This is a genomic window from Chromobacterium alkanivorans, from assembly GCF_016937655.1.
Lineage (GTDB): Bacteria > Pseudomonadota > Gammaproteobacteria > Burkholderiales > Chromobacteriaceae > Chromobacterium > Chromobacterium alkanivorans.
The window spans coordinates 184,764-205,528 of record NZ_JAFHKL010000009.1 but is presented as its reverse complement, the minus strand read 5'-3'; the positions used below and the strand labels follow the sequence as shown (position 1 = coordinate 205,528).

Here is a 20,765-nt window from a genome sequence, read left to right as displayed (position 1 = left end):
GTTTTTTTTGGGCCGATTTCCGTTTACTCCCGCTTACATGCCGCTCGTCTCCCGTTACAAAAAAAAGCTGGCGGAATTCACCATCCATTTCAAATACTTGTATTGAATCTGGCTCACGATCTCATATTTTGTGTGCAGGCGCGGTTTTGCCCTGCCAGGCTGTGCGTTATGCTATACCCAGAAAAAGAAAGCCGGAAACAATGTGAATACTCTAATTCAGCAAGGGGAGCAGCGGTTGCCGCGTGCATATCGTTTGCGCCTCTGCTACCTGCCAGGAGAGAGCCATGCACCCGGATATCTTCAGTCACTACGCTGCTCGTTACGACAAGACTCGTGAGGAGGAGTACACCATCCAGGAGTACCTGGAGCTCTGCAAGAAAGACCCTGGCGCTTACGCCACCGCCGCAGAGCGCATGCTGGCCGCCATCGGCGAGCCGGAGCTGGTGGACACTCGGCACGATTCGCGTCTGTCCCGCATTTTTTCCAACAAAGTCATCAAGGTCTATCCCGCGTTCCGTGATTTCTACGGCACCGAGGAGGTGATCGAACAGGTGGTGTCCTACTTCCGCCACGCCGCGCAAGGCCTGGAAGAGAAGAAGCAGATCCTCTATTTGCTGGGCCCGGTGGGCGGCGGCAAATCGTCCATCGCCGAGAAGCTTAAAGAGCTGATGGAGCTGGTGCCGTTCTATTGCCTGAAAGGCAGCCCGGTCAACGAGTCTCCGCTGGCGCTGTTCAACTACGACGAGGACGGGGCGCTGCTGGAAGAGGAATACGGCATTCCGCGCCGTTATCTGAAGAGCATCCCCAGCCCGTGGGCGGTGAAGCGGCTGCATGAGTTCAACGGCGACATCGGCCAGTTCCGCGTGGTCAAGCGCTATCCGTCGGTGCTCAAGCAGATCGCGGTGGCCAAGACCGAGCCGGGCGACGAGAACAACCAGGACATTTCGTCGCTGGTGGGCAAGGTGGATATCCGCAAGCTGGAGAAATACGCGCAGGACGATCCGGACGCTTACAGCTACTCTGGCGGCTTGTGCCTGGCCAACCAGGGCTTGCTGGAATTCGTGGAGATGTTCAAGGCGCCGATCAAGGTCTTGCACCCGCTGCTGACGGCCACCCAGGAAGGCAACTTCAAGGGCACCGAGGGCTTTGGCGCGATTCCGTTCGAAGGCGTGATCCTGGCCCACTCCAACGAGTCCGAGTGGAAGCAGTTCCGCAACAACAAGAACAACGAGGCCTTCCTCGACCGGATCTACATCGTCAAGGTGCCGTATTGCCTGCGCGTGTCCGACGAGATCAAGATCTACGACAAGCTGATCCGCAACTCTTCGCTGGGCCGCGCGCCGTGCGCGCCGGGCACGCTGAAGATGATGTCGCAGTTCGCGGTGCTGTCGCGGCTGAAAGAGCCGGAAAACTCCAGCCTGTTCAGCAAGATGCAGGTGTACGACGGGGACAATCTGAAGGATACGGATCCCAAGGCCAAATCCATCCAGGAATACCGCGATTACGCCGGGGTGGACGAGGGCATGAGCGGCTTGTCCACGCGCTTCGCCTACAAGATTCTGTCCAAGGTGTTCAACTTCGATCACAGCGAAGTGGCGGCCAACCCGGTGCACTTGCTGTACGTGATCGAGCAGCAGGTTGAGCGCGAGCAGTTCCCGGCGGAAACCGAGCAGAAGTATCTGACCTTCCTGAAGGAGTACCTGGCGCCCAAGTACGTGGAGTTCATCGGCAAGGAGATTCAAACCGCTTATCTGGAAAGCTACTCGGAATATGGCCAGAACATCTTCGACCGCTACGTCAGCTTCGCGGACTTCTGGATTCAGGATCAGGAGTACCGCGATCAGGACACCGGCGAGATCTTCGACCGCACCTCCCTGAACGCGGAGCTGGAGAAGATCGAGAAGCCGGCCGGGATTTCCAACCCGAAAGACTTCCGCAACGAGATCGTCAACTTCGTGTTGCGGGCGCGGGCCAACAACGGCGGCAAGAACCCCACCTGGACCAGCTACGAGAAGCTGCGCACGGTCATCGAGAAGAAGATGTTCTCCAACACCGAGGAGCTGTTGCCGGTGATCTCCTTCAACGCCAAGGCCAGCGCCGAGGACGCGAAGAAGCACGAGGACTTCGTCAACCGCATGGTGGAGAAAGGCTACACCGCCAAGCAAGTGCGTCTGTTGTGCGAATGGTATCTGCGAGTGCGCAAGTCCTCGTAAGCCATCGCTGATCCGGCGCCGCCAGGGCGGCGCCGGAAATCGCCCGCGCGGCCGGGCGGTGAATAGATAACAACAGCAAGCCAGGCGATGGCCGCCAGCGCGCGGCCGCCGCCGGCACAGGCAAAGCGAGGTGCTTATGTCCCACATCATCGATCGGCGCCTCAACGGCAAGAACAAGTCCGCGGTCAACCGCGAACGGTTTCTGCGCCGTTTCAAGGCCCAAATCAAGGAGGCCGTCGCCAAGGCGGTCAAGGGGCGCAGCATTACCGACATCGAGAGCGGGGAGAAGGTCTCGATTCCGGTAAAGGATATTTCCGAACCCGTTTTCCACCACGGCAAGGGCGGCATGACGGAAAACGTGCACCCGGGCAATGAGGAGTTCGTCAAAGGCGACCGCTTGCCGCGGCCGCAGGGCGGCGGGGGCGGCGGCGGCAGCAAGGCCAGCCAGGACGGCGAGGGCGAGGACGATTTCGTGTTCCAGCTGTCGCGCGAAGAATTCATGAACGTGTTCTTCGACGATCTGGCGCTGCCCAATCTGATCAAGACCCAGCTGATGGGCATTGAGGAGATGAAGACGGTGCGCGCCGGCTACACCAACGACGGCACGCCGGCCAACATCAATATCGTGCGTTCGCTGCGCGGTGCGCTGGCGCGGCGGGTGGCGATGGCCGCGCCGACGATGGCCACGCTGGGCGACGCGGAGGAGGAACTCGACACCCTGATGGAGGATGACGAGGACAACACTCTGGAAATCCGCGAAAAACGGCAAAGCATTCACCGGCTGCGCGAGCGCATCGCCAGCATTCCGTGGATTGACCCGTTCGACCTGCGCTACAACAACCGGGTCAAGCAGCCCAAGCCCACCAGCCAGGCGGTGATGTTCTGCATCATGGACGTGTCCGGCTCCATGGACGAGCAGAAGAAGGACATGGCCAAGCGCTTCTTCATCCTGTTGTACCTGTTCTTGCAGCGCAATTACGAGAAGATCGAGGTGGTGTTCATCCGCCACCATACCAGCGCGGTGGAGGTGAGCGAGGAGGATTTCTTCCACTCGCGCGAATCCGGCGGCACCGTGGTGTCCTCTGCGCTCAATCTGATGGCGGAGATCGTCAAGAAGCGCTACGCCGGCAGCGAATGGAATATCTACGCCGCCCAGGCGTCCGACGGCGACAACTGGGACAGCGATTCCGCCAACTGCGGCCGCATCATGGAGGAAGACCTGCTGCCTTACTGCCAGTACTTCGCCTACATCGAGATCACCGAAGGAGAGCCGCAAAACCTCTGGTACGAATACCTGAAGGTGCAGGAACGCAACCGCCAGTTCGCGATGCAGAAAATTCGTTCGGCTTCCGACATCTACCCGGTTTTCCGGGAACTGTTCAAGCGTCAGCCGGCCAATGGCCGCGCCGCCACCGCCTGAGAACGTGTTTATGATCTCGCGAGCTAAGGCGAGACAAGGCGGAAACGAGCGAAAAAGCGGAATGTACTCGTGGTACATGAGCATTTTGAGCTCGGTTTCAACGCCGTATCGCCGACGCGCAGCAGATCGTAAACAGGTTCTTAGCGGTCTTGCCAAGGGGACAGCAACATGACACCCATTTCTACCGGGTCCGAATGGACCTTCGACCTTGTCGACGAGTACGACCGGCAGATACGTACCATCGCGGTGGATGAATTCAAGCTGGATGTCTATCCCAATCAGCTGGAAGTCATCACCGCCGAGCAGATGATGGACGCCTACGCCTCGGTGGGCATGCCGGTCAATTACCATCACTGGAGCTACGGCAAGCATTTCGTCGCCACCGAGAAAAGCTATAAGCGAGGCCAGATGGGCCTGGCCTACGAGATCGTGATCAACTCCAACCCCTGCATCGCCTATCTGATGGAAGAAAACTCCATGACGATGCAGGCGCTGGTGATCGCCCACGCCGCTTACGGCCACAACAGCTTTTTCAAGGGCAACTACCTGTTCCGCGCCTGGACCGACGCCTCGGCCATCATCGACTACCTGGTGTTCGCCAAGAGCTACATCACCAAGTGCGAGGAGCGCTACGGCATCGACGCGGTGGAGGACTTGCTGGACAGCTGTCACGCGCTGATGAATTACGGCGTGGACCGCTACAAGCGGCCGCAGAAGCTGTCGCTGGCCAAGGAGCAGGCGCGCCAGGAAGAGCGCGAGCAATACCTGCAGACCCAGGTCAACGACTTGTGGCGCACCATTCCCAAGCGCGACAAGGACGGCAGCGACAAGTCGCCGCCGCGCTTTCCGCCGGAGCCGCAGGAAAACCTGCTGTACTTCATCGAGAAATCCGCGCCGCTGCTGGAGCCTTGGCAGCGCGAGGTGGTGCGCATCGTGCGCAAGGTGGCGCAGTATTTCTACCCGCAGCGCCAGACCCAGGTGATGAACGAGGGCTGGGCCACCTTCTGGCACTACACCATCCTCAACCGTCTGTACGACAAAGGCATGGTCACCGACGGCTTCATGATGGAGTTTCTGCAGAGCCACACCAATGTGGTCTACCAGCCGCCGGTGACGGCGCGTTGGTACAACGGCATCAACCCCTACGCGCTGGGCTTCTCCATGTATCAGGACATCAAGCGCATTTGCGAAGCCCCCACCGACGAGGACCGCGCCTGGTTCCCGGACCTGGCCGGCACGCCGTGGCGGGAATCGCTGGAGTTCGCGATGAAGAACTTCAAGGACGAGAGCTTCATCTCGCAGTATCTGTCGCCCAAACTGATTCGCGATTTCCGTCTGTTCTCGATTCGCGACGATGACCACGACGACAAGCTGGAGGTGTCCGCCATCCACGACGATATGGGCTATCGCGACATTCGCGGCAAGCTGGCCGAGCAGTACAACCTGGGTTCGCGCGAACCCAATATCCAGGTGTGGTCGGTCAATGTGCGCGGCGACCGCAGCCTGGTGCTGCGCCACACCATGCACAACCGCCGGCCGCTGGACGACAACAGCGCCAACGAGGTGCTCAAGCACGTGTGCCGGCTGTGGGGCTTCGACGTGAGGCTGGAAAGCGTGGACGGCAATGGCGACGTCAAGCAGAGCTACGAGATGAAATCCAATCTGGAAGGCGCGCGCGTGTAGCGGCGGCGGCCTGTGATATAGTCGCAAACCCGGGGCCGGCGTCGCCGCCCCGGGTTTTTCATGCCGCCGGCGGATGCAACTTTCCCTGCCGGCCGCTCTCGAAACCCTATTTCGATTGCAAGCCGCCGCCGTGTTCCACGGCGCAAAGAGCGGAACGCGGCGGATATTGGGCAAGCAGCCACAAGGGAGACGATATGGACCACCAGCATTGCGATCATCCCGCGCCTGAGCGCGCGCCCAGAGTGGGCGTGGAGCGTTTGCGCTCGTTCGACAAGGACGCGTTTGAACGCGCGGTGACCGATTTGCTGACCGCCTGCGGCTTTCAGCCGAAGGGCGATCCGCACCTGGGCAAGACCGCGGAGCGGGTCAGCGCGTTCTGGCGCGACCGCCTGCTGGACGGCTACGCCGCCGATCCGAGCGAGGTGCTGGGCTGCGGTTTTGAAGACGACTCCCGCGAGATGGTCATCATCAGCAATATCTCCATCCACAGCCTGTGCCCGCACCACTTGGTGCCCTTCGAGGGCATCGCCCACGTCGCCTACATTCCGGGCGGACGGCTGCACGGCTTCGGCCGCATCGCGCGGCTGATCGACGTGATCTCCCACCGTTTGAACTACCAGGAATGGATCTGCCAGGAAGTGGCGGACGCGCTGGTGCGGCACGGCATGGCCAAGGGCGCGGCCTGCGTGATCCAGGCCAAGCAGATGTGCTTGCAGCTGGGGGAAAACCGGCGCGGCGCGGAAGCGGTGATCACCCAGGGCTTCGCCGGGGAAGTGGGCGAGGCCGACCGCGCGCGTTTTCTCAGCGAGTGCAAGCAGACGCCGCATCGCTGAATTCAGCGGCTAGCGAACCGGTTTTAATGGGAGTGGGGCAGCGGCACGAAGGCGCGCAAGGCGTGCTCCCGGCTGCTCAGCTCCGCCAGCCGCACGCCGTAAACCGCCTCCAACTGCTCCCGCCGCATGATGTCCGCCGTCGGCCCGAAACCGGCGGCGCGTCCTTCGTTCAACAGCAGCACATTGTCGGCGTGGCGCAGCGCCAGGTTCAGATCGTGGACTACCGCCAGCGCGCCGATGTTCAAGTCGCGGCAGATGCGGGCCACTTGCGCCAGCAGCGCGTCGGCCATCGCGAAATCCAGCGCGGCGGTGGGTTCGTCCAGCAAGAGATAGCGCTCCGTCTCCGCGGAGGCCAGCAACTGGCACAACGCGCGCGCCAGGTGGACGCGTTGCTGCTCGCCGCCGGACAGCGTGCTCGCCTGGCGCTGCGCCAGCTCCTCGGTGCAGGTCAGCTCCATCGCCCGGCGGCAGGCGTCGTCGGCAGGGGCCAGCAGGTAGGCGCCAGACTGGATCAGCTCCGCCGTGCTCCAGCCGGCCGGCGTCAACGGATTTTGCTCCACCACCGCGCGCTGGCGCGCCAGTTGCGCGGCGGATTGGCCGCGCAGCGGCCGTCCGGCCATCCAGACCTCGCCGGCGCTGGGCGCGTGCAGACCGGCCAGCATGCCCAACAAGCTGCTTTTGCCGGCCCCGTTGGGGCCTAGCACGATATTGAGTTCGCCCGGCGTCACGCGCAGGGACACCGATTCCACCAACAGGCGGCCCTGGCGAACGAGGCTGACGGCGCGGGCTTCAAGCATGGCCGTCCTTTTCCGCGCTTTGCCGCAGCAGCCACAGGAAGAAGGGCGCGCCGATCAGGCTGGTGATCACGCCCACCGGCAGCTCGCTGGGCGCCAGCAGGCTGCGCGCCAGCCAGTCCGAGGCGATGGCCAGCAGCGCGCCCAGCATGGGCGCGATCCACAGCAGCCGGCGCGCGTTGCCGCCCACCAGTTGCCGCGCCAGGTGCGGGCCCATCAGGCCGATGAAACCTATCATGCCGCAGGCGGACACCACCAGGCCGGCGGCCAGCGCGGCCAGGATCACCACCTGCCATTCGCGGCGGCGCACTTCAAAGCCCAGGTGAAAGGCGGCGGTTTCGCCCAGTTGCAGCGCGTTGAGAAAGCGCCATTGCCGGTGCAGCGCCAGCCAGACCAGCGGCGCGGCCGCGCACAGCAGCAAGGTTTGCGGCCAGTCCACGCTGGCGAAGCTACCCATCAGCCAGAAAATCACCACGCGCAAGGAGCCGTCGGGCAGGGTGGTGATCAGCAGGGTCAGCAGGCTGCCCAGCAAGGAGCTGATGGCCAGGCCGCTGAGGATCAGCCGGCTGCCGCCTTGCTGGGTCTGGCCCAGCAGGCGGATCAGCAATAGGGAGAACAGGCCGCCGGCGAAGGCGGAGGCGGACACGGCGTAGAGGCCGGCGCCCAGGCTCAGCGCGGCGGCGGCGGCCAAGGCCGCGCCGCTGTTGATGCCGATCAGGCCGGGTTCGGCCAGCGGGTTGCGGAATCGCGCCTGCACCGCCGCGCCGGCGCTGGCCAGCAAGGCGCCGGCGCTGGCGCTGGCCAGCAGACGCGGCAAGCGCAGTTCCAGCAGCAGCTGCCATTCCAGTTCCGGCGGCGGATGGCCGGCCAGCAGAAGGGACGCGTTGACGCCGCTGCCGTGCAGCAGTGAAACCAGGGAGAGCAGGATCAGGCCTGCGGCGAGGCCTAGGGTCAGCGGAAGGAGGCGCATGGGAGGAGAGGCGGGGAGCGGGCTCCCCGCCGGCGCTCAGCGCAGGCCCAGCACGTCCTGCATGTCGAACAGGCCGTGCGGTTTGCCGGCCAGCCAGCGCGCGGCGCGCACCGCGCCGTTGGCGAAGGTGGCGCGGCTGGAGGCCTTGTGGCTGATTTCCACGCGCTCGCCGATGGCGGCGAACAAGGCTGTGTGGTCGCCGACCACGTCGCCGCCGCGCACGGTGGCGAAGCCTATGGTTTGCGGATCGCGTTCGCCGGTCACGCCTTCGCGGCCGTAGACCGCGCATTCTTTCAGGTCGCGGCCCAGCGCGTCGGCGATGACTTCGCCCATGCGCAGGGCGGTGCCGGACGGCGCGTCCACTTTATGGCGGTGGTGGGCTTCGATGATTTCGATGTCGTAGCCGTCGTCCAGCACACGCGCCGCCATGTCCAGCAGCTTGAAGGTGAGGTTGACGCCAACGCTGAAATTGGAGGCGAACACGATGCCGATCTTGTCGCCAGCGGCGCGGATCGCCGCCTTGCCGGCCTCGTCGAAGCCGGTGGTGCCGATGATCATCTGCACGCCGCGCTCGGCGCAGGCGGCCAGGTGTTCCAGCGTGCCTTCCGGGCGGGTGAAGTCGATGACGGCGTCGGCGCCTTCCAGCGCATGGAGGAAGTCGCCGCCTATCTTGACGCCGGTGTGCTTGCCGATGAACAGGCCGGCGTCCTGGCCGATGAATTCCGAGCCGGGGCGGTCCACCGCGGCGTGCAGCGCCACGCCGGGCGCGGCCAGCGCCGCTTCGATCAGGGTCTTGCCCATGCGGCCGCCGGCGCCGACGACCACCAGTTTCAGCGGGTTGGCGCTCATGGCTTGGCTTCCTGGGCCGGCGCGGAGGCGGTCAGCGGCGGGCGCTCGGCCGGCTGAGCCTGGCCTTCCACGCGCTCCAGCACGTCGCCGTTGAAGTGGACGGTCAGCAGGCGGTTGCTGCTTTTGTCCAGCTTGCCCTGCTTGATGTCGCTATAGGTGTAGTCCCAGCGGTTGGCGTGAAACGCGTCGGCCAGTAGCGGAGAACCCAACAGGAAACGCACTTGCGAGCGAGTCATGCCCGGTTTAAGTTTGGCTACGGCATCCTCTGTGACATAATTGCCCTGCTGGATTTCCATCTTGTGCGGGCTGAGCCAGTTCAGAGGGTTCATCGAACTGCAACCGGAGAGGGCAATGACGGCGGCAAAAATCAGGGCGCGCATGATACTCCGTGACCTAAAAGTTATGAGGCGGTAATTAGGCAAAGCCGTGAAAAGGCTTTATCATGATCTGAAATCGACCCACTTTATATCACGATGAGCAAAGCCAGTCACCTTAAAGATATCGGCCTCAAGGCCACCGGCCCGCGTTTGAAAATCCTCGATCTGTTCGAGGAAGAGCACGCCGGCCACATGTCGGCGGAAGATGTCTACCGCAAGCTGCTTGCGGAAAATATCGACATCGGCCTTGCCACCATTTACCGCGTGCTGACCCAGTTCGAGCAGGCCGGCATCCTGGTGCGCCACCATTTCGAAACCGGCAAGGCCGTGTACGAGCTGAACCAGGGCGGCCATCACGATCACATGGTGTGCGTCAGCTGCGGCAAGGTGGTCGAGTTCTTCGATCCGGAGATCGAGGCGCTGCAAGACCGCATCGCCGAGCAGCACGGCTTCCGCATCGTCGATCACGCGCTGTACATGTACGGCGAGTGCCCGGACTGCCTCAACGCCAAGAAGGCATGATCCCCTGGCTCGGTCCTGAGCCGGTCTTCCCTCCGGTGCGGCTGGCTCTGCGCGAACCCAACGGTTTGCTGGCCGCCGGAGGCGATCTATCCCCGCAGCGCATCCTGGCTGCGTACTCCCAAGGCATTTTCCCCTGGTTTTCCGAAGGCGAACCCATTCTGTGGTGGTCGCCGGCGCCGCGCATGGTGCTGTGCCCGGACGAGCTGAAAGTCAGCCGCTCCATGGACAAGGTGCTGCGCAATCAGCCTTACGAAATCCGCGTGGACACCGCCTTCCGCGAGGTGATGTCGGCCTGCGCCGAGCCCAGAACCCAGCAGCAGGGCACCTGGATCGTGCCGGAGATGGTGGACGCGTATTGCCGTCTGCACCGGCTGGGCTACGCCCATTCCTTCGAAACCTGGGTGGACGGCGAACTGGTCGGCGGCCTGTACGGCATCGGCCTGGGCCTGATGTTTTACGGCGAATCGATGTTTTCCCGCTGCAGCAACGCGTCCAAACTGGCCTTCATCCACATGGTGCGTCATTTGCGGACGCAGGGCGTGACGATGATAGATTGCCAGATGCACACCCGCCATTTGCAGAGCTTGGGCGCCAAGTTGGTTTCGCGTCAGACATTTCTTGCTACTCTGAAAGAGAATGCCCGACGGGCGCAGCCCGCCGCGATGTGGAACTACCGGTATACCAATGAGCCATCGTGATCCCGGCCCGACTGTGGCCATCCATTTCTACGCCACCGCGCCTTATCCGTGCAGCTATCTGGCGGGGCGTCAGGCGCGCTCTCAGGTGGCGATCCCGGCCGAGGCGATCGATGGCGAGGTCTACAGCCAACTGGTGAAGCTGGGCTTCCGCCGCAGCGGCCTGTATACCTATCGGCCTTATTGCGACAGCTGCCAGGCCTGCGTGCCGGTGCGGATTCCGGTGGAGCGCTTCGAGCCCAGCCGCACCCAGCGCAAGGTGGCGCGCCGGCTGGAGGCGATGCAGGTGCGTCTGCTGCCGTTGGAGTTCGACGCCGAACATTACGCGCTGTACCGCTGGTATCAGCAATCGCGCCACGCCGGCGGCGGCATGTCCGACGACGATCCGCAGCAGTACTCGGAATTCATCCTGAAAAGCGGGGTGGACAGCATGCTGGCGGAGTTTCGCCTAGACGGCGAATTGAAGATGGTCAGCCTGATAGACCGGCTGGCCGACGGCCTGTCCGCGGTCTACACCTTTTACGATCCGGACGACGCCAAGTCCAGCCTGGGCGTGTTCAACGTGTTGTGGCAGGCGGAGCTGACGCGGCGGCTGGGCTTGTCGCACCTGTATCTGGGTTACTGGATACGCGAATGCCAGAAGATGTCCTACAAGGCGATGTACCAGCCCTTGCAGGCTTTGATGGACGGGCGCTGGGTGGAGTTGTCCAGGCCGCGGGGCGAGTGAGCGCAGCCCCGTGAACGGGGCGGCGCGCCGCAGGCAATGAAAAAGGCCGGGGTTTCCCGGCCTTTTGGTTTTGAGCGTTTGCCTTGCTTAGAACGGCACCACGCGGTCGTTGCCGCCGCCGGTCAGCACGCGCACGCGCTGATTGGCGCTGAACGGGATGTCGGCTTCCTGCACGATGGAGATCATGCGGCCGGAGCCGTCAAGTTTGACGGTGATTTCCAGCGCGTTCTTGCTCAGGCCGCGTTGAGCGGCCTGGGCGCCGAAGCCGCCGGCCAGCGCGCCGACGATGCCGCCGGCGATCTGGCCCTTGCCGCCGCCGATATTGCTGCCGGCCAGGCCGCCCAGCGCGGCGCCGCCCAGGGTCAGCAGTTCATTGTTGCTGCCTTCCATTTTCACGTTCTGCACCGACACCACGGTGCCCAGCTGCACGGTCTGCGCCTGGCGCATCTGGCCCTTGGAGTAGACGGCCGCGGAGTCGGAGGTGGCGCAGCCGGTGAGCACGCCGGCGCTCAGCAGCGCGACGGCGGAAAGACGAATCAGTTGTTTTGCGTTCATAAGAGTGAGTCCCAATGTTATGTAAGCGAGCCGGTTTGCCCCGGGATGGTCGCCGCGGGCCTGTCGCCGGGCTTCCTGGCTTGGAGCGCCCGTGCGCGGCCGCGCGTGCTGTTGTTCAGGGTTTGGCACGCGCTGCGATCGCATTCGCGCATTCGGCCACCAGCGCCGGGCCTCGGTAGATCAGGCCGCTGTAGACTTGAACCAGGCTGGCGCCGGCATCCAGTTTTTCCACGGCGTCCCGCCCGGACAGGATGCCGCCAACTCCTATGATAGGCAGGGCGCCGTCAAGTTCCTTGGCTAATTTGCGAATAACTGTTGTCGAACGGTCCTTGACCGGCGCGCCGGACAGGCCGCCGGCCTGTTCCGCCAGCGGGTGGCCGGCCACCGCCTCGCGCGACAGCGTGGTGTTGGTGGCGATGACGCCGTCGATGCGGTGCTCGGTCAGCAGGCGGGCGATGGCGACGATCTGATCGTCGTCCAGGTCCGGCGCGATCTTCAGCGCCAGCGGCACGTGGCGGCCGTGCTTGTCGGCCAGCGCTTGTTGGCGCTGTTTCAATTGCGCCAGCAGCCGGCCCAGCTCGTCGCCCTCCTGCAATTGGCGCAGGTTCTTGGTGTTGGGCGAGGAGATGTTGACGGCGACGTAGCTGGCGTAGGCGTAGACCTTGTCCAGGCAGGCCAGGTAGTCGTCGGCGGCGTTTTCGATCGGGGTGGCGGCGTTCTTGCCGATATTGATGCCGAGCACGCCCTGGAATTTGCAGCGGCGCACATTGTCCAGCAGGGTGTCCACGCCCAGGTTGTTGAAACCCATGCGGTTGATGATGGCCTGGTGCTCCGGCAGGCGGAACAGCCGCGGCTTGGGGTTGCCCGGCTGCGGCCGCGGGGTGACGGTGCCGATTTCGATGAAGCCGAAACCCAGCGCGGCCAAGGCGTCGATATGCGCTCCATTCTTGTCCAGCCCGGCGGCGAGCCCCACTGCGTTGGGGAAGGTCAGGCCCATGGCCTGCACCGGCTTGCGCGCGGCGCCGTGGCAGGCCAGCGTGCTCAGGCGCAGCTTGTGCGCCTGGTCCAGCATGGCCAGCGTCTGTTCGTGGGCGGTCTCTGCGTCAAAGCGGAACAGCAGCGGGCGCAGAAGCGAATAGAGCATCTTGTTTCTCCAGGCAGCAAAATGCCCGGCATTATAACCGGGCATGGGGCGGGGGGATTAAAGAATCTGGCAGGCTTCGTCGAAGTCGAAGCGCGGCGAGCGCGGGTAGAGCTTGTCCGCGGCGCCGTAGCCCAGGTTGACCAGGAAGTTGGACTTGAAGCGGCCGTCCGGGAAGAAGGCCTGGTCCACCGCGGCGTTGTCGAAGCCGGACATCGGGCCGCAGTCCAGCCCCAGCGAGCGCGCGGCCAGCAGCAGGTAGCCGCCCTGCAGGCTGCTGTTGCGCGTGGCGGTGGCCTGGATCGCCGCGTCGTTGCCTTCGAACCAGCTTCTGGCGTCGGCGTGCGGGTAGAGCTTGGGCAGGTGTTCGTAGAAGCGCATGTCCTGGGCCACGATCACGCATACCGGCGCGGCCATGGTCTTTTCGACGTTGCCTTCGGCCAGGCAGGGCTTGAGCTTGGCCTTGGCGGCGTCGCTTTGCACGAAGATGAAGCGCGCCGGCGAGCAGTTGGCGCTGGTGGGCGCCATTTTCAGCAGGTCGAACAGCTGATGCAGGGTTTCGGCGGTGACCGGGCGGTCTTGCCAGTGGCTGTGGGTGCGGGCGTTGAGGAACAGCTGTTCCAGCGCGGAATGATGAATCGGGGTGCTCATATCGTGCTCCTCTAGAGAAACAGGGGTGTTAGCGGCCATTGGCCATGGATGCGTCTTGCGGCGACAGCACTTCGGCGTCGCTCAGCCCGCTCGCCAGCACGGTGATGGCGACGCGGCGGTTGCTGGCGCGGCCGTCGGCGGTGGCGTTGTCGCCCACCGCCAGATTGGAGCCGCGGCCCACCGCCACCAGCCGTTCCGGATTGATGCCGTTTTCCTGGAACAGGCGCACCACGCTGCCGGCGCGCGAGGCGGACAATTCCCAGTTGGACGGGAAGTAGGAGTTGCGGATGGGCACGTTGTCGGTAAAGCCTTCAACGCGGATCGGGTTGTCCACCTTGGCCAGCTGCAGCGCCATATTGGCCATCAGCTGGCGCGACTGTTCGTTGGGCTGCGCCTGTCCGGTGGGAAACAGCGCGGTGTCGCGGATGTCTATGGTGACGCCCTTGCTGCTGTGGGTGATGGTGACCTGGCCGCTCTTGACCAGCGGGTCCATCACCTTGGCCAGGTCCTGGGTCAGGTTGGCGAGCCGGGTTTTTTCGTCGCCCTGGGCCGATCCGGTATTGGCTTTTTTCTCGGCCTGATGATCTCCCTTGACCGCCTTGGCGATGGGCTTGGTCTCGGGGATTTCTATCATGGTGTTGGCCCCGCCGCTGGGCGGGGTGGTGTTGACGCTGATGGTGGAGCCGGAACGGAAGGCGTCCACGATGGCGGAGGAGAGCACGCGGTACTTGCCCTCGTTGACCGAGGAGATCGCGTACATCACCACGAAGAAGGCGAACAGCAGGGTGATGAAGTCGGCGTAGGAAACCAGCCAACGTTCATGGTTCTCGTGTTCTTCTTCCTGCCGTTTTCTTCTGCGCGCCATGGTGTGCCTTGCCGGTTGGTCAGAACAGCTTGGTGTCGAACAGACTCTTCACGCCGCCGGCGAACTCCACGCCAATCTTGCGCGCCACGCGGCTGGACAGATCGTCTTGCTGAGTATAGTCGACGGTTTTCTCCGCCTTGATCACGTCGCGCGCCACCGAGCGCACCGTGCCCAGGCCGTCGGCCAAGCCCAGCGGAATGCTTTTGTCGCCCAGCCACACCATGCCGGAGAACAGTTGCGGATCGTTGGCCAGGCGCTGGCCGCGTCCGGCCTTGACCGCCGCGATGAACTGCTGGTGGATGTCGTCCAGCAACTGCTGGCGGATGGCTTCCTGCTTGGGGTTGACCGGGGAGAAGGGGTCGCCCATCGCCTTGTTTTCGCCGGAGGTGCGCAGGCGGCGGTCCACGCCCAGTTTTTCCATCGCGCCGGTGAAGCCGAAGCCGTCGGACAGCACGCCGATGGAGCCGACGATGCTGGCCTTGTCGACGAAGATCTTGTCGGCGGCGGAGGCGATGTAATAGCAGCCGGACGCGCAGACTTCGCTGACCACCACGTAGACCGGGACGGACGGGTGCAGCTTCTTCTGGCGGCGGATCTCGTCATAGGCCATGCCGGACAGCGCCGGGCTGCCGCCGGGGCTGTTGGCGTCGATGATGATGCCCTTGGTGCTCTTGTCGCCGTAGGCGTCGGTCAGCGCCTGGCTCAGCTTGTTGGCGGTGTCGCTCTGGCTGTCGATCACGCCGTCCAGCGTGATGACGGCGGTGTGGCCGGAGCCGGAAAGGCCGGCGGCGGCCTTGTCCTCGTTGCGCATGAACAGGCTGAACAGCACGAAGCCGATGATGATCAGCCAGATCATGCGGAAGAAAATCTTCCACTGGCGGGCGCGGCGTTGTTCCACCAGCGCGGCGCTGGCCAGTTTTTCCAGCAATTGGCGTTCCCAATGGTTGGAGGTGTCGCTCATGTGTGGTGCTCCCTGAATAATTCCAGGAGTCTAGCAAAGTTCACGACGGCATGACATTGATGCAGATATCGCCGTCCTGTTCGAAGACGGGCACGGCGATCAGCCGTTGGCCGCGGCAGGGGCCGGACACGCAATAGCCGGTGTGCGGCTCGTAACAGGCGCCGTGCATGCTGCACACCAGGTAATGGCCGCTGAGGTCGAAGACTTCTCCGTCGCGCAGATCCAGTTCCACCGGGATGTGGCGGCAGGCGTTGACGTAGGCGTAGACCTTGCCGCGGTAGCGCACGGCGAAGGCGGGCAGCGGCGGCGCGCCGTCCGCCTGCTCGATCTCGAAGCGCCAGGCGCGGCCGCCGTCCTGCAGCTCAGCCGCGGCGCAGATTATCCGAGTTTCGGCAGCAGCCATGTCTGCAGCTCGGGGTAGGAGTGGAACAGCGCCAGCGGCGCGCAGCTCTCCAGGTGCTCGCTGTCGTGGGCGCCGAAGCTGACGCCGACGCCGTGACAGCCGGCGTTGCCGGCCATCAGCAAGTCGTGGCTGGTGTCGCCTATCATCAGCGTGCGTCGAGGCTCCGCGCCCAGCGCCTCGGTCAGCGACAGCAGCATGTCCGGATGCGGCTTGGAATGGCATTCGTCCACGGTGCGGGTGGCGTGGAACAGCGGGCCTAGCCCGGTCTGTTCCAGCAGGCGGTTGAGTCCGGCGCGGCTGTTGCCGGTGGCCACCGCCAGGAAGACGCCGCTGGCGGCGATGGCGTTCAGGCATTCCACGGCGCCGTCGAACAGGGTCACCTGGTGCTGGTTGGCGTGGTAATGGTGGCGGAAGGCTTCGGTCAGTCGCGGCAGCTGTTCGGCGCTGGCGGCCGGGCAGGCCTGCTGCAGCGCCTCAGCCAGCCGCAGGCCGATGACGTGGCTGGCCTGTTCGCGGCTGGGGACGGGCAGGGACAGGTCGGCGCAAGCCTGCTGGATGGACTGGCTGATGTGGGCGGTGGAGTCCATCAGGGTGCCGTCCCAGTCGAAAACGACCAGATCGAAGCGAGTGTTCATCTCAAGACCTCAGGCTTTTCAGGAAGCGTTCCAGTTCCGGCGGCAGCGGCGCTTCCAGTTTCAGCGGCTCGCCGGTCAGCGGATGGGGCAGGGACAAGCTGCGCGCATGCAGGAACATCCGTTTCAGGCCGCGCTTGGCCAGCTCCTTGTTCAGCGCGAAATCGCCGTACTTCTCGTCGCCGGCGATCGCGCAGCCGCTGGCCTGCATGTGCACGCGGATCTGGTGGGTGCGGCCGGTGCGCAGGTGGGCCTCCACCAGCGTGAATTCCGCAAAGCGTTCCTTGACCGCGAAATTGGTGTGCGCGTACTGGCCGTTGTCGGCGTCGCTGACCCGCACGCGGCGTTCGCCGTCCGGGGTGTGGAACTTGAACAGCGGCAGCTTGACCTGGCGCGCGTCGTCCGGCCACTGGCCTATGCCCAGCGCCAGGTAGCGCTTGTCCGGCACGTTGGCGCGCATCATGTCGTGCAGCTTGGTCAGCGCCGAGCGCTTCTTGGCCAGCATCAGGAGGCCGGAGGTTTCGCGGTCCAGCCGATGCACCAGCTCCAGATAACGCCAGTCCGGGTGCGCCTGGCGCAGCTGTTCGATCACGCCGAAGGACACGCCGCTGCCGCCGTGCACCGCCACGCCGGCCGGTTTGTCTATCACCAGCAGTGCGTTGTCTTCGTACACCACCGGGAAGGTGGCGGCCGGCACGTTCTTCTCCGCGCGCTCGGCCACGCGTATCGGCGGAATGCGCAGTTCGTCGCCGGCCTGCACGCGGTAGGCGGCGTCGATGCGGCCCTTGTTCACCCTCACCTCGCCGGAGCGCAGGATGCGGTAGATATGGCTCTTGGGCACGCCCTTGAGCAAGCGCACCAGGTAGTTGTCGATGCGTTGGCCGGCGTCGCCGTCGTCCACTTGGACGAAGGAGACGGAATCTTTGCGAATGTCTGTCATATTGCTTATACTTCTGGCGCTGTCCCTAGGTGTGTTGCACCAAGATGACGGCGAAATGTCAAGCCAAGGTCACGGCATGTTGCGTGGCGCTGCTGCAAGAGGTTGGAGACGGCCGGCAGGGATTTACAGACCCTGACCTGATGCCGCTCGCGACGTTTGCAGCCAAGGTTAACTCGCTCACCGAAAAGCAGCGATGGTAATGCATTTGTACGCATAACGCACTCACGAGTATTCCATTTCCTGATGCTAAGCCAGTCAGGAAATTTTGCAGCGAAGTTTGACCCGGCATGCTAGCCCCCCTGCACTGTATGTCCTGCCCTTTGAGGCAGGCCGGCGATCCCGGAGCGCCAATTGCGCACATGAGTCAGGTCTGCGTGTGATCGATTTTCAGGAAGTAGGCTTGTCACCACTGTTTTTTTCGATCTTTACATCGACACTTCTTTCGGAAAGCGCCCATCAATAGTCACTGGGCCGTCAAATACTGGCTGCATCCCTTGCGTGAGTGCCGCGCAAGGAATGTAAATGAAACGCATGTTGTTTAACGCAACGCAGGCTGAAGAGCTGCGCGTTGCCATTGTCGACGGGCAGAAGCTCGTCGACCTCGATATCGAGACAGTAGGCAAGGAACAGCGCAAGGGGAATATCTATAAGGGTGTGATCACCCGTATCGAGCCTTCCCTTGAGGCTTGTTTCGTCGATTACGGCACCGAACGCCACGGCTTCCTGCCGTTCAAAGAGGTGTCCCGCTCTTATTTCCAGGGCTATGACGGCGGCCGTCCGCGCATTCAGGACGTGCTGCGCGAAGGCATGGAAGTCATCGTGCAGGTGGAGAAGGACGAGCGCGGCAACAAAGGCGCGGCGCTGACCACCTATATCAGCCTGGCCGGTCGTTACCTGGTGCTGATGCCCAACAACCCGCGCGGCGGCGGCGTATCGCGCCGCATCGAGGGCGAGGAGCGTCAGGAGCTGAAGGATCTGCTGTCGCAGCTGGAAGTGCCGCACGGCATGAGCCTGATCGCCCGCACCGCCGGCATCGGCCGCAACCTGGAAGAACTGCAGTGGGACCTGGGTTACCTGATGCAGCTGTGGCGCGCGATTGAAGGCGCGGCCGGCGCTCAGAACGCGCCGTTCCTGATTCTGCAGGAAGGCAGCCTGGTGATCCGCGCCATCCGCGACTATTTCCATCCGGACATCGGCGAAGTGCTGATCGACACCGAGGAAATCTACGACCAGGCTCGCCAGTTCATGAGCCACGTGATGCCGAACATGCTGTCGCGCGTGAAGCTGTACAAGGATCACGTGCCGCTGTTCTCCCGCTTCCAGATCGAGCACCAGATCGAAACCGCCTTCGCGCGCAGCGTGCAGCTGCCGTCCGGCGGCGCCATCGTGATCGACCACACCGAAGCGCTGGTGTCCATCGACGTCAACTCCGCGCGCGCCACCAAGGGCGCCGACATCGAAGACACCGCGGTCAAGACCAACCTGGAGGCGGCCGAGGAAATCGCTCGCCAGCTGCGCTTGCGCGACCTGGGCGGCCTGGTGGTGATCGACTTCATCGACATGGAAAGCGCCAAGAACCAGCGCGACGTGGAAAACCGCCTGCGCGACGTGCTCAAGCACGACCGCGCTCGCGTGCAGATGGGCAAGTTGTCCCGTTTCGGCCTGCTGGAACTGTCGCGTCAGCGTCTGCAGCCCAGCCTGGGCGAGACCAGCCACGAGACCTGCCCGCGCTGTCACGGCATCGGCTTCATCCGCGGCACCGAGTCCTCCGCGCTGCACATCCTGCGCATCATCCAGGAAGAGGCGATGAAGGAAAACACCGGCGCGGTTCACGCGCAGGTGCCGGTGGACGTGGCCACCTTCCTGCTCAACGAAAAGCGTTCCGAAATCCATTCGATCGAAGAGCGTCTGGACGTGGACGTGGTGCTGATCCCGAACATCCATCTGGAAACCCCGCATTACAAGATCGTGCGCGTGCGCCACGACGACCTGGCCGACGCCGGCGAAGCGCCGAGCTACAAGCGGGTGGAAGTGCAGGAAGAAGACGTGATCACCAACTTTGGCCATGAAAAGCCGAAGCTGGAGCGTCAGGAAGCCGCGGTCAAAGGCATTACTCCGCAGCAGCCGGCGCCGTCGGTGGCGGCCAAGGCGGCCGAACCCGAGCCGGGTCTGTTCGGCAAGCTGGGTTCCTGGATCAAGAGCCTGTTCGCCGAGCCGGAACAAGCGGCCCAGCCGGCCGAGAAGAAAAAGCCGGCGGCCCAGTCGCAGCAACGCGGCAACCGCCAGCGCAACGGCGATCGCCGTCCGGGCGGTCAAGCGCGTCGCGAACACGAGCAGCGTCGTCAGGGTTCCGACGAGAAGCCGCGCCGTCCGGAGCGCGCCGAACGCGGCGAGCGCCAGGACGGCGAGCGTCAGGAACGCCAGGAGCGTCCGGAGCGCAAGGAGCAGCCGCAACGCGAAGAGCGCCAGGAGCGGGGCGAGCAGCCGCGCAACGGCCGCCGTCGCGAGCGCGAAAACGGCCGCGAAGGTCGTGAAGGCCGCGAGCCGCGCGAGCTGAAGGACGCGCAGCGTCAGCAGCCGGCGCGCGAGGAAGCGCCGCAGGAGCGTCCGGAAAAGCTGGAAAAGCAGGAGCGTCCGCAGCAGGAGCCGCGTCGTCGTCAGGCGCCGCAGGCGGAAGAGCAGGCTTTGGAGCTGAACAAGCCGGTGGCCGACGAGGTTCGCGCAGAAGGCGACGCCGAGCAGCAAGAGCGCAATGAGCGCCGTCGCCGCCGCAGCCGTCGCGATCGTCGTCGCGACGATCCGGCCGCGGCGCCTCAGGAAGAGGGCGCGGCTCTGTCGGCGGCGGAAGCGGCGCCGGTTGCGGCCGCGGTGCTTGCCGGCGCGGTAGCGGTGGAAGCCGTTGTCGAGGCGGCGGCCGAGCCGGTTCCGGCCGAGGCGATTGAAGCCCCGGCGGCCGAGCAGCGCGAAGAGTCCGTCGCGGTTGTTGAGTCCGTGGCGCTTGAAGTTGCGCAGCCGGTGCGGGAAGCGTTTGAGGCGGAAGTGGCGGTGCCGGCGCTTGATCCTGAATTGCCGGTAGTCGAGGCGGCTCCGGTCGTCGAGGTCGCGCAGCCGTCTGAGGTGGTCGAGGCGGCCGAGGTGGTCGAGATCGCTCCGGCGGTGGAAGTGGCTGCCGTGGTGGAGGCCGTCGAGGCGTTCGCCGCTGCGGAGCCGGCGCTTGCGCCGGAGCCGGAAGTCCTGGTCGCGCAAAGCGAGCCGGAGCAGCTTGATCAAGCCGAGCCGGAAGTTCCGGCGCCGGCCGTGATCGAGACCCGCGCCGTCGCCGCGGCGGAACCTGCAAGCCTGGGCGGCTTGGTCATGGTGTCCACCAAGTCGGTGGTCGAGGCGCCCGCTGCGCAGGAGCCGGTGTTGCCGAGCGGACCGCGTCGTCGCGACGTGACCCGTCAGTCTCAGCAAGAGGCGGCTCCGTCGGACCTGGTGCAGGTGGAAACCCGCAATCCTTGAGCGCGGTCTGAGGCCCGGGGCGCAGGCATTTTG

General features: G+C 64.2%; 20 protein-coding genes. 8 read left to right on the top strand and 12 right to left on the bottom strand.

Annotation, left to right across the window (positions count from 1 at the left end):
• Nucleotides 1-284 precede the first annotated feature (284 nt).
• The 4 genes from JW897_RS17015 (at nt 285) to folE (ending at nt 6,149) form a co-directional block, all read left to right on the top strand.
• Nucleotides 285-2,213, top strand: coding sequence for a PrkA family serine protein kinase (locus tag JW897_RS17015; RefSeq protein ID WP_019100828.1), 1,929 nt, complete (start codon nt 285-287; stop codon nt 2,211-2,213).
• A 136-nt stretch (nt 2,214-2,349) separates the two neighbouring features.
• Nucleotides 2,350-3,633, top strand: coding sequence for a YeaH/YhbH family protein (locus tag JW897_RS17010; protein WP_019100827.1), 1,284 nt, complete (start codon nt 2,350-2,352; stop codon nt 3,631-3,633).
• Nucleotides 3,634-3,801: 168 nt separating this feature from the next.
• The gene (locus JW897_RS17005; RefSeq protein ID WP_205467014.1) at nt 3,802-5,316 is read left to right on the top strand and encodes a SpoVR family protein; all 1,515 of its coding nucleotides are present in this window, start codon (nt 3,802-3,804) and stop codon (nt 5,314-5,316) included.
• Between the two features lie 194 nt (nt 5,317-5,510).
• Entirely contained in the window at nt 5,511-6,149 is a 639-nt protein-coding gene (folE, locus tag JW897_RS17000) for a GTP cyclohydrolase I FolE (protein WP_048415787.1), read from the top strand.
• Between the two features lie 23 nt (nt 6,150-6,172).
• Here folE and JW897_RS16995 read toward each other — a convergent pair whose 3' ends face one another.
• From JW897_RS16995 to JW897_RS16980, 4 genes are read right to left on the bottom strand one after another with little or no spacing between them, the layout of a single operon-like run.
• Nucleotides 6,173-6,946, bottom strand: a complete 774-nt coding sequence (locus JW897_RS16995) for an ABC transporter ATP-binding protein (protein WP_205467013.1) — start codon at nt 6,944-6,946, stop codon at nt 6,173-6,175.
• Nucleotides 6,939-7,913 (bottom strand): FecCD family ABC transporter permease, encoded by a 975-nt coding sequence (locus tag JW897_RS16990; protein ID WP_205467012.1) that lies wholly within the window; start codon nt 7,911-7,913, stop codon nt 6,939-6,941. Before JW897_RS16990 ends, JW897_RS16995 begins: the two co-directional genes overlap by 8 nt.
• Nucleotides 7,914-7,949: 36 nt before the next feature.
• The gene (gene dapB, locus JW897_RS16985; RefSeq protein WP_205467011.1) at nt 7,950-8,762 is read right to left on the bottom strand and encodes a 4-hydroxy-tetrahydrodipicolinate reductase; all 813 of its coding nucleotides are present in this window, start codon (nt 8,760-8,762) and stop codon (nt 7,950-7,952) included.
• Nucleotides 8,759-9,142, bottom strand: a complete 384-nt coding sequence (locus JW897_RS16980) for an outer membrane protein assembly factor BamE (RefSeq protein ID WP_048415791.1) — start codon at nt 9,140-9,142, stop codon at nt 8,759-8,761. Before JW897_RS16980 ends, dapB begins: the two co-directional genes overlap by 4 nt.
• A gap of 93 nt (nt 9,143-9,235) precedes the next feature.
• On the opposite strand from JW897_RS16980, the gene fur reads away from it, so the two are divergent.
• Genes fur through JW897_RS16965 form a run of 3 tightly spaced genes read left to right on the top strand, consistent with a single transcriptional unit; the run spans nt 9,236 to nt 11,083 of the window.
• A complete protein-coding gene (fur, locus tag JW897_RS16975; protein ID WP_019101530.1) occupies nt 9,236-9,661 on the top strand; it encodes a ferric iron uptake transcriptional regulator in 426 nt (141 codons plus the stop codon).
• On the top strand, nt 9,658-10,359 hold the full coding sequence (aat, locus tag JW897_RS16970) for a leucyl/phenylalanyl-tRNA--protein transferase (protein ID WP_048415792.1): 702 nt from the start codon (nt 9,658-9,660) through the stop codon (nt 10,357-10,359). Before fur ends, aat begins: the two co-directional genes overlap by 4 nt.
• Nucleotides 10,346-11,083, top strand: a complete 738-nt coding sequence (locus JW897_RS16965) for an arginyltransferase (RefSeq protein ID WP_205467010.1) — start codon at nt 10,346-10,348, stop codon at nt 11,081-11,083. Before aat ends, JW897_RS16965 begins: the two co-directional genes overlap by 14 nt.
• An 87-nt stretch (nt 11,084-11,170) precedes the next feature.
• Here the strand turns inward: JW897_RS16965 and JW897_RS16960 are convergent, their stop codons facing one another.
• The 8 genes from JW897_RS16960 to JW897_RS16925 form a co-directional block, all read right to left on the bottom strand.
• Nucleotides 11,171-11,638 carry an outer membrane lipoprotein gene (locus JW897_RS16960; protein ID WP_048415794.1) on the bottom strand — a complete coding sequence of 156 codons (468 nt, stop codon included), beginning with the start codon at nt 11,636-11,638 and terminating at the stop codon, nt 11,171-11,173.
• 115 nt (nt 11,639-11,753) lie between these two features.
• Nucleotides 11,754-12,782, bottom strand: a complete 1,029-nt coding sequence (locus tag JW897_RS16955; protein ID WP_205467009.1) for a quinone-dependent dihydroorotate dehydrogenase — start codon at nt 12,780-12,782, stop codon at nt 11,754-11,756.
• Nucleotides 12,783-12,839: 57 nt separating this feature from the next.
• Nucleotides 12,840-13,430 carry a malonic semialdehyde reductase gene (locus tag JW897_RS16950; RefSeq protein WP_048415796.1) on the bottom strand — a complete coding sequence of 197 codons (591 nt, stop codon included), beginning with the start codon at nt 13,428-13,430 and terminating at the stop codon, nt 12,840-12,842.
• A 28-nt stretch (nt 13,431-13,458) separates the two neighbouring features.
• Complete coding sequence (motD, locus tag JW897_RS16945) at nt 13,459-14,295, bottom strand: flagellar motor protein MotD (RefSeq protein WP_048415797.1); 837 nt, start codon at nt 14,293-14,295, stop codon at nt 13,459-13,461.
• Between the two features lie 19 nt (nt 14,296-14,314).
• The gene (locus JW897_RS16940) at nt 14,315-15,256 is read right to left on the bottom strand and encodes a S49 family peptidase (RefSeq protein ID WP_043590226.1); all 942 of its coding nucleotides are present in this window, start codon (nt 15,254-15,256) and stop codon (nt 14,315-14,317) included.
• Nucleotides 15,257-15,296: 40 nt separating this feature from the next.
• Nucleotides 15,297-15,659 carry a Rieske (2Fe-2S) protein gene (locus JW897_RS16935; protein WP_048415798.1) on the bottom strand — a complete coding sequence of 121 codons (363 nt, stop codon included), beginning with the start codon at nt 15,657-15,659 and terminating at the stop codon, nt 15,297-15,299.
• The gene (locus tag JW897_RS16930) at nt 15,635-16,294 is read right to left on the bottom strand and encodes an HAD-IA family hydrolase (RefSeq protein WP_205467008.1); all 660 of its coding nucleotides are present in this window, start codon (nt 16,292-16,294) and stop codon (nt 15,635-15,637) included. The genes JW897_RS16935 and JW897_RS16930 overlap by 25 nt, the downstream gene beginning before the upstream one ends.
• Before the next feature lies 1 nt (nt 16,295).
• On the bottom strand, nt 16,296-17,231 hold the full coding sequence (locus tag JW897_RS16925; protein ID WP_048415800.1) for an RluA family pseudouridine synthase: 936 nt from the start codon (nt 17,229-17,231) through the stop codon (nt 16,296-16,298).
• A gap of 522 nt (nt 17,232-17,753) precedes the next feature.
• On the opposite strand from JW897_RS16925, the gene JW897_RS16920 reads away from it, so the two are divergent.
• Nucleotides 17,754-20,732: an Rne/Rng family ribonuclease gene (locus tag JW897_RS16920; protein ID WP_205467007.1), complete on the top strand. Its 2,979-nt coding sequence runs from the start codon at nt 17,754-17,756 to the stop codon at nt 20,730-20,732.
• Nucleotides 20,733-20,765 lie beyond the last annotated feature (33 nt).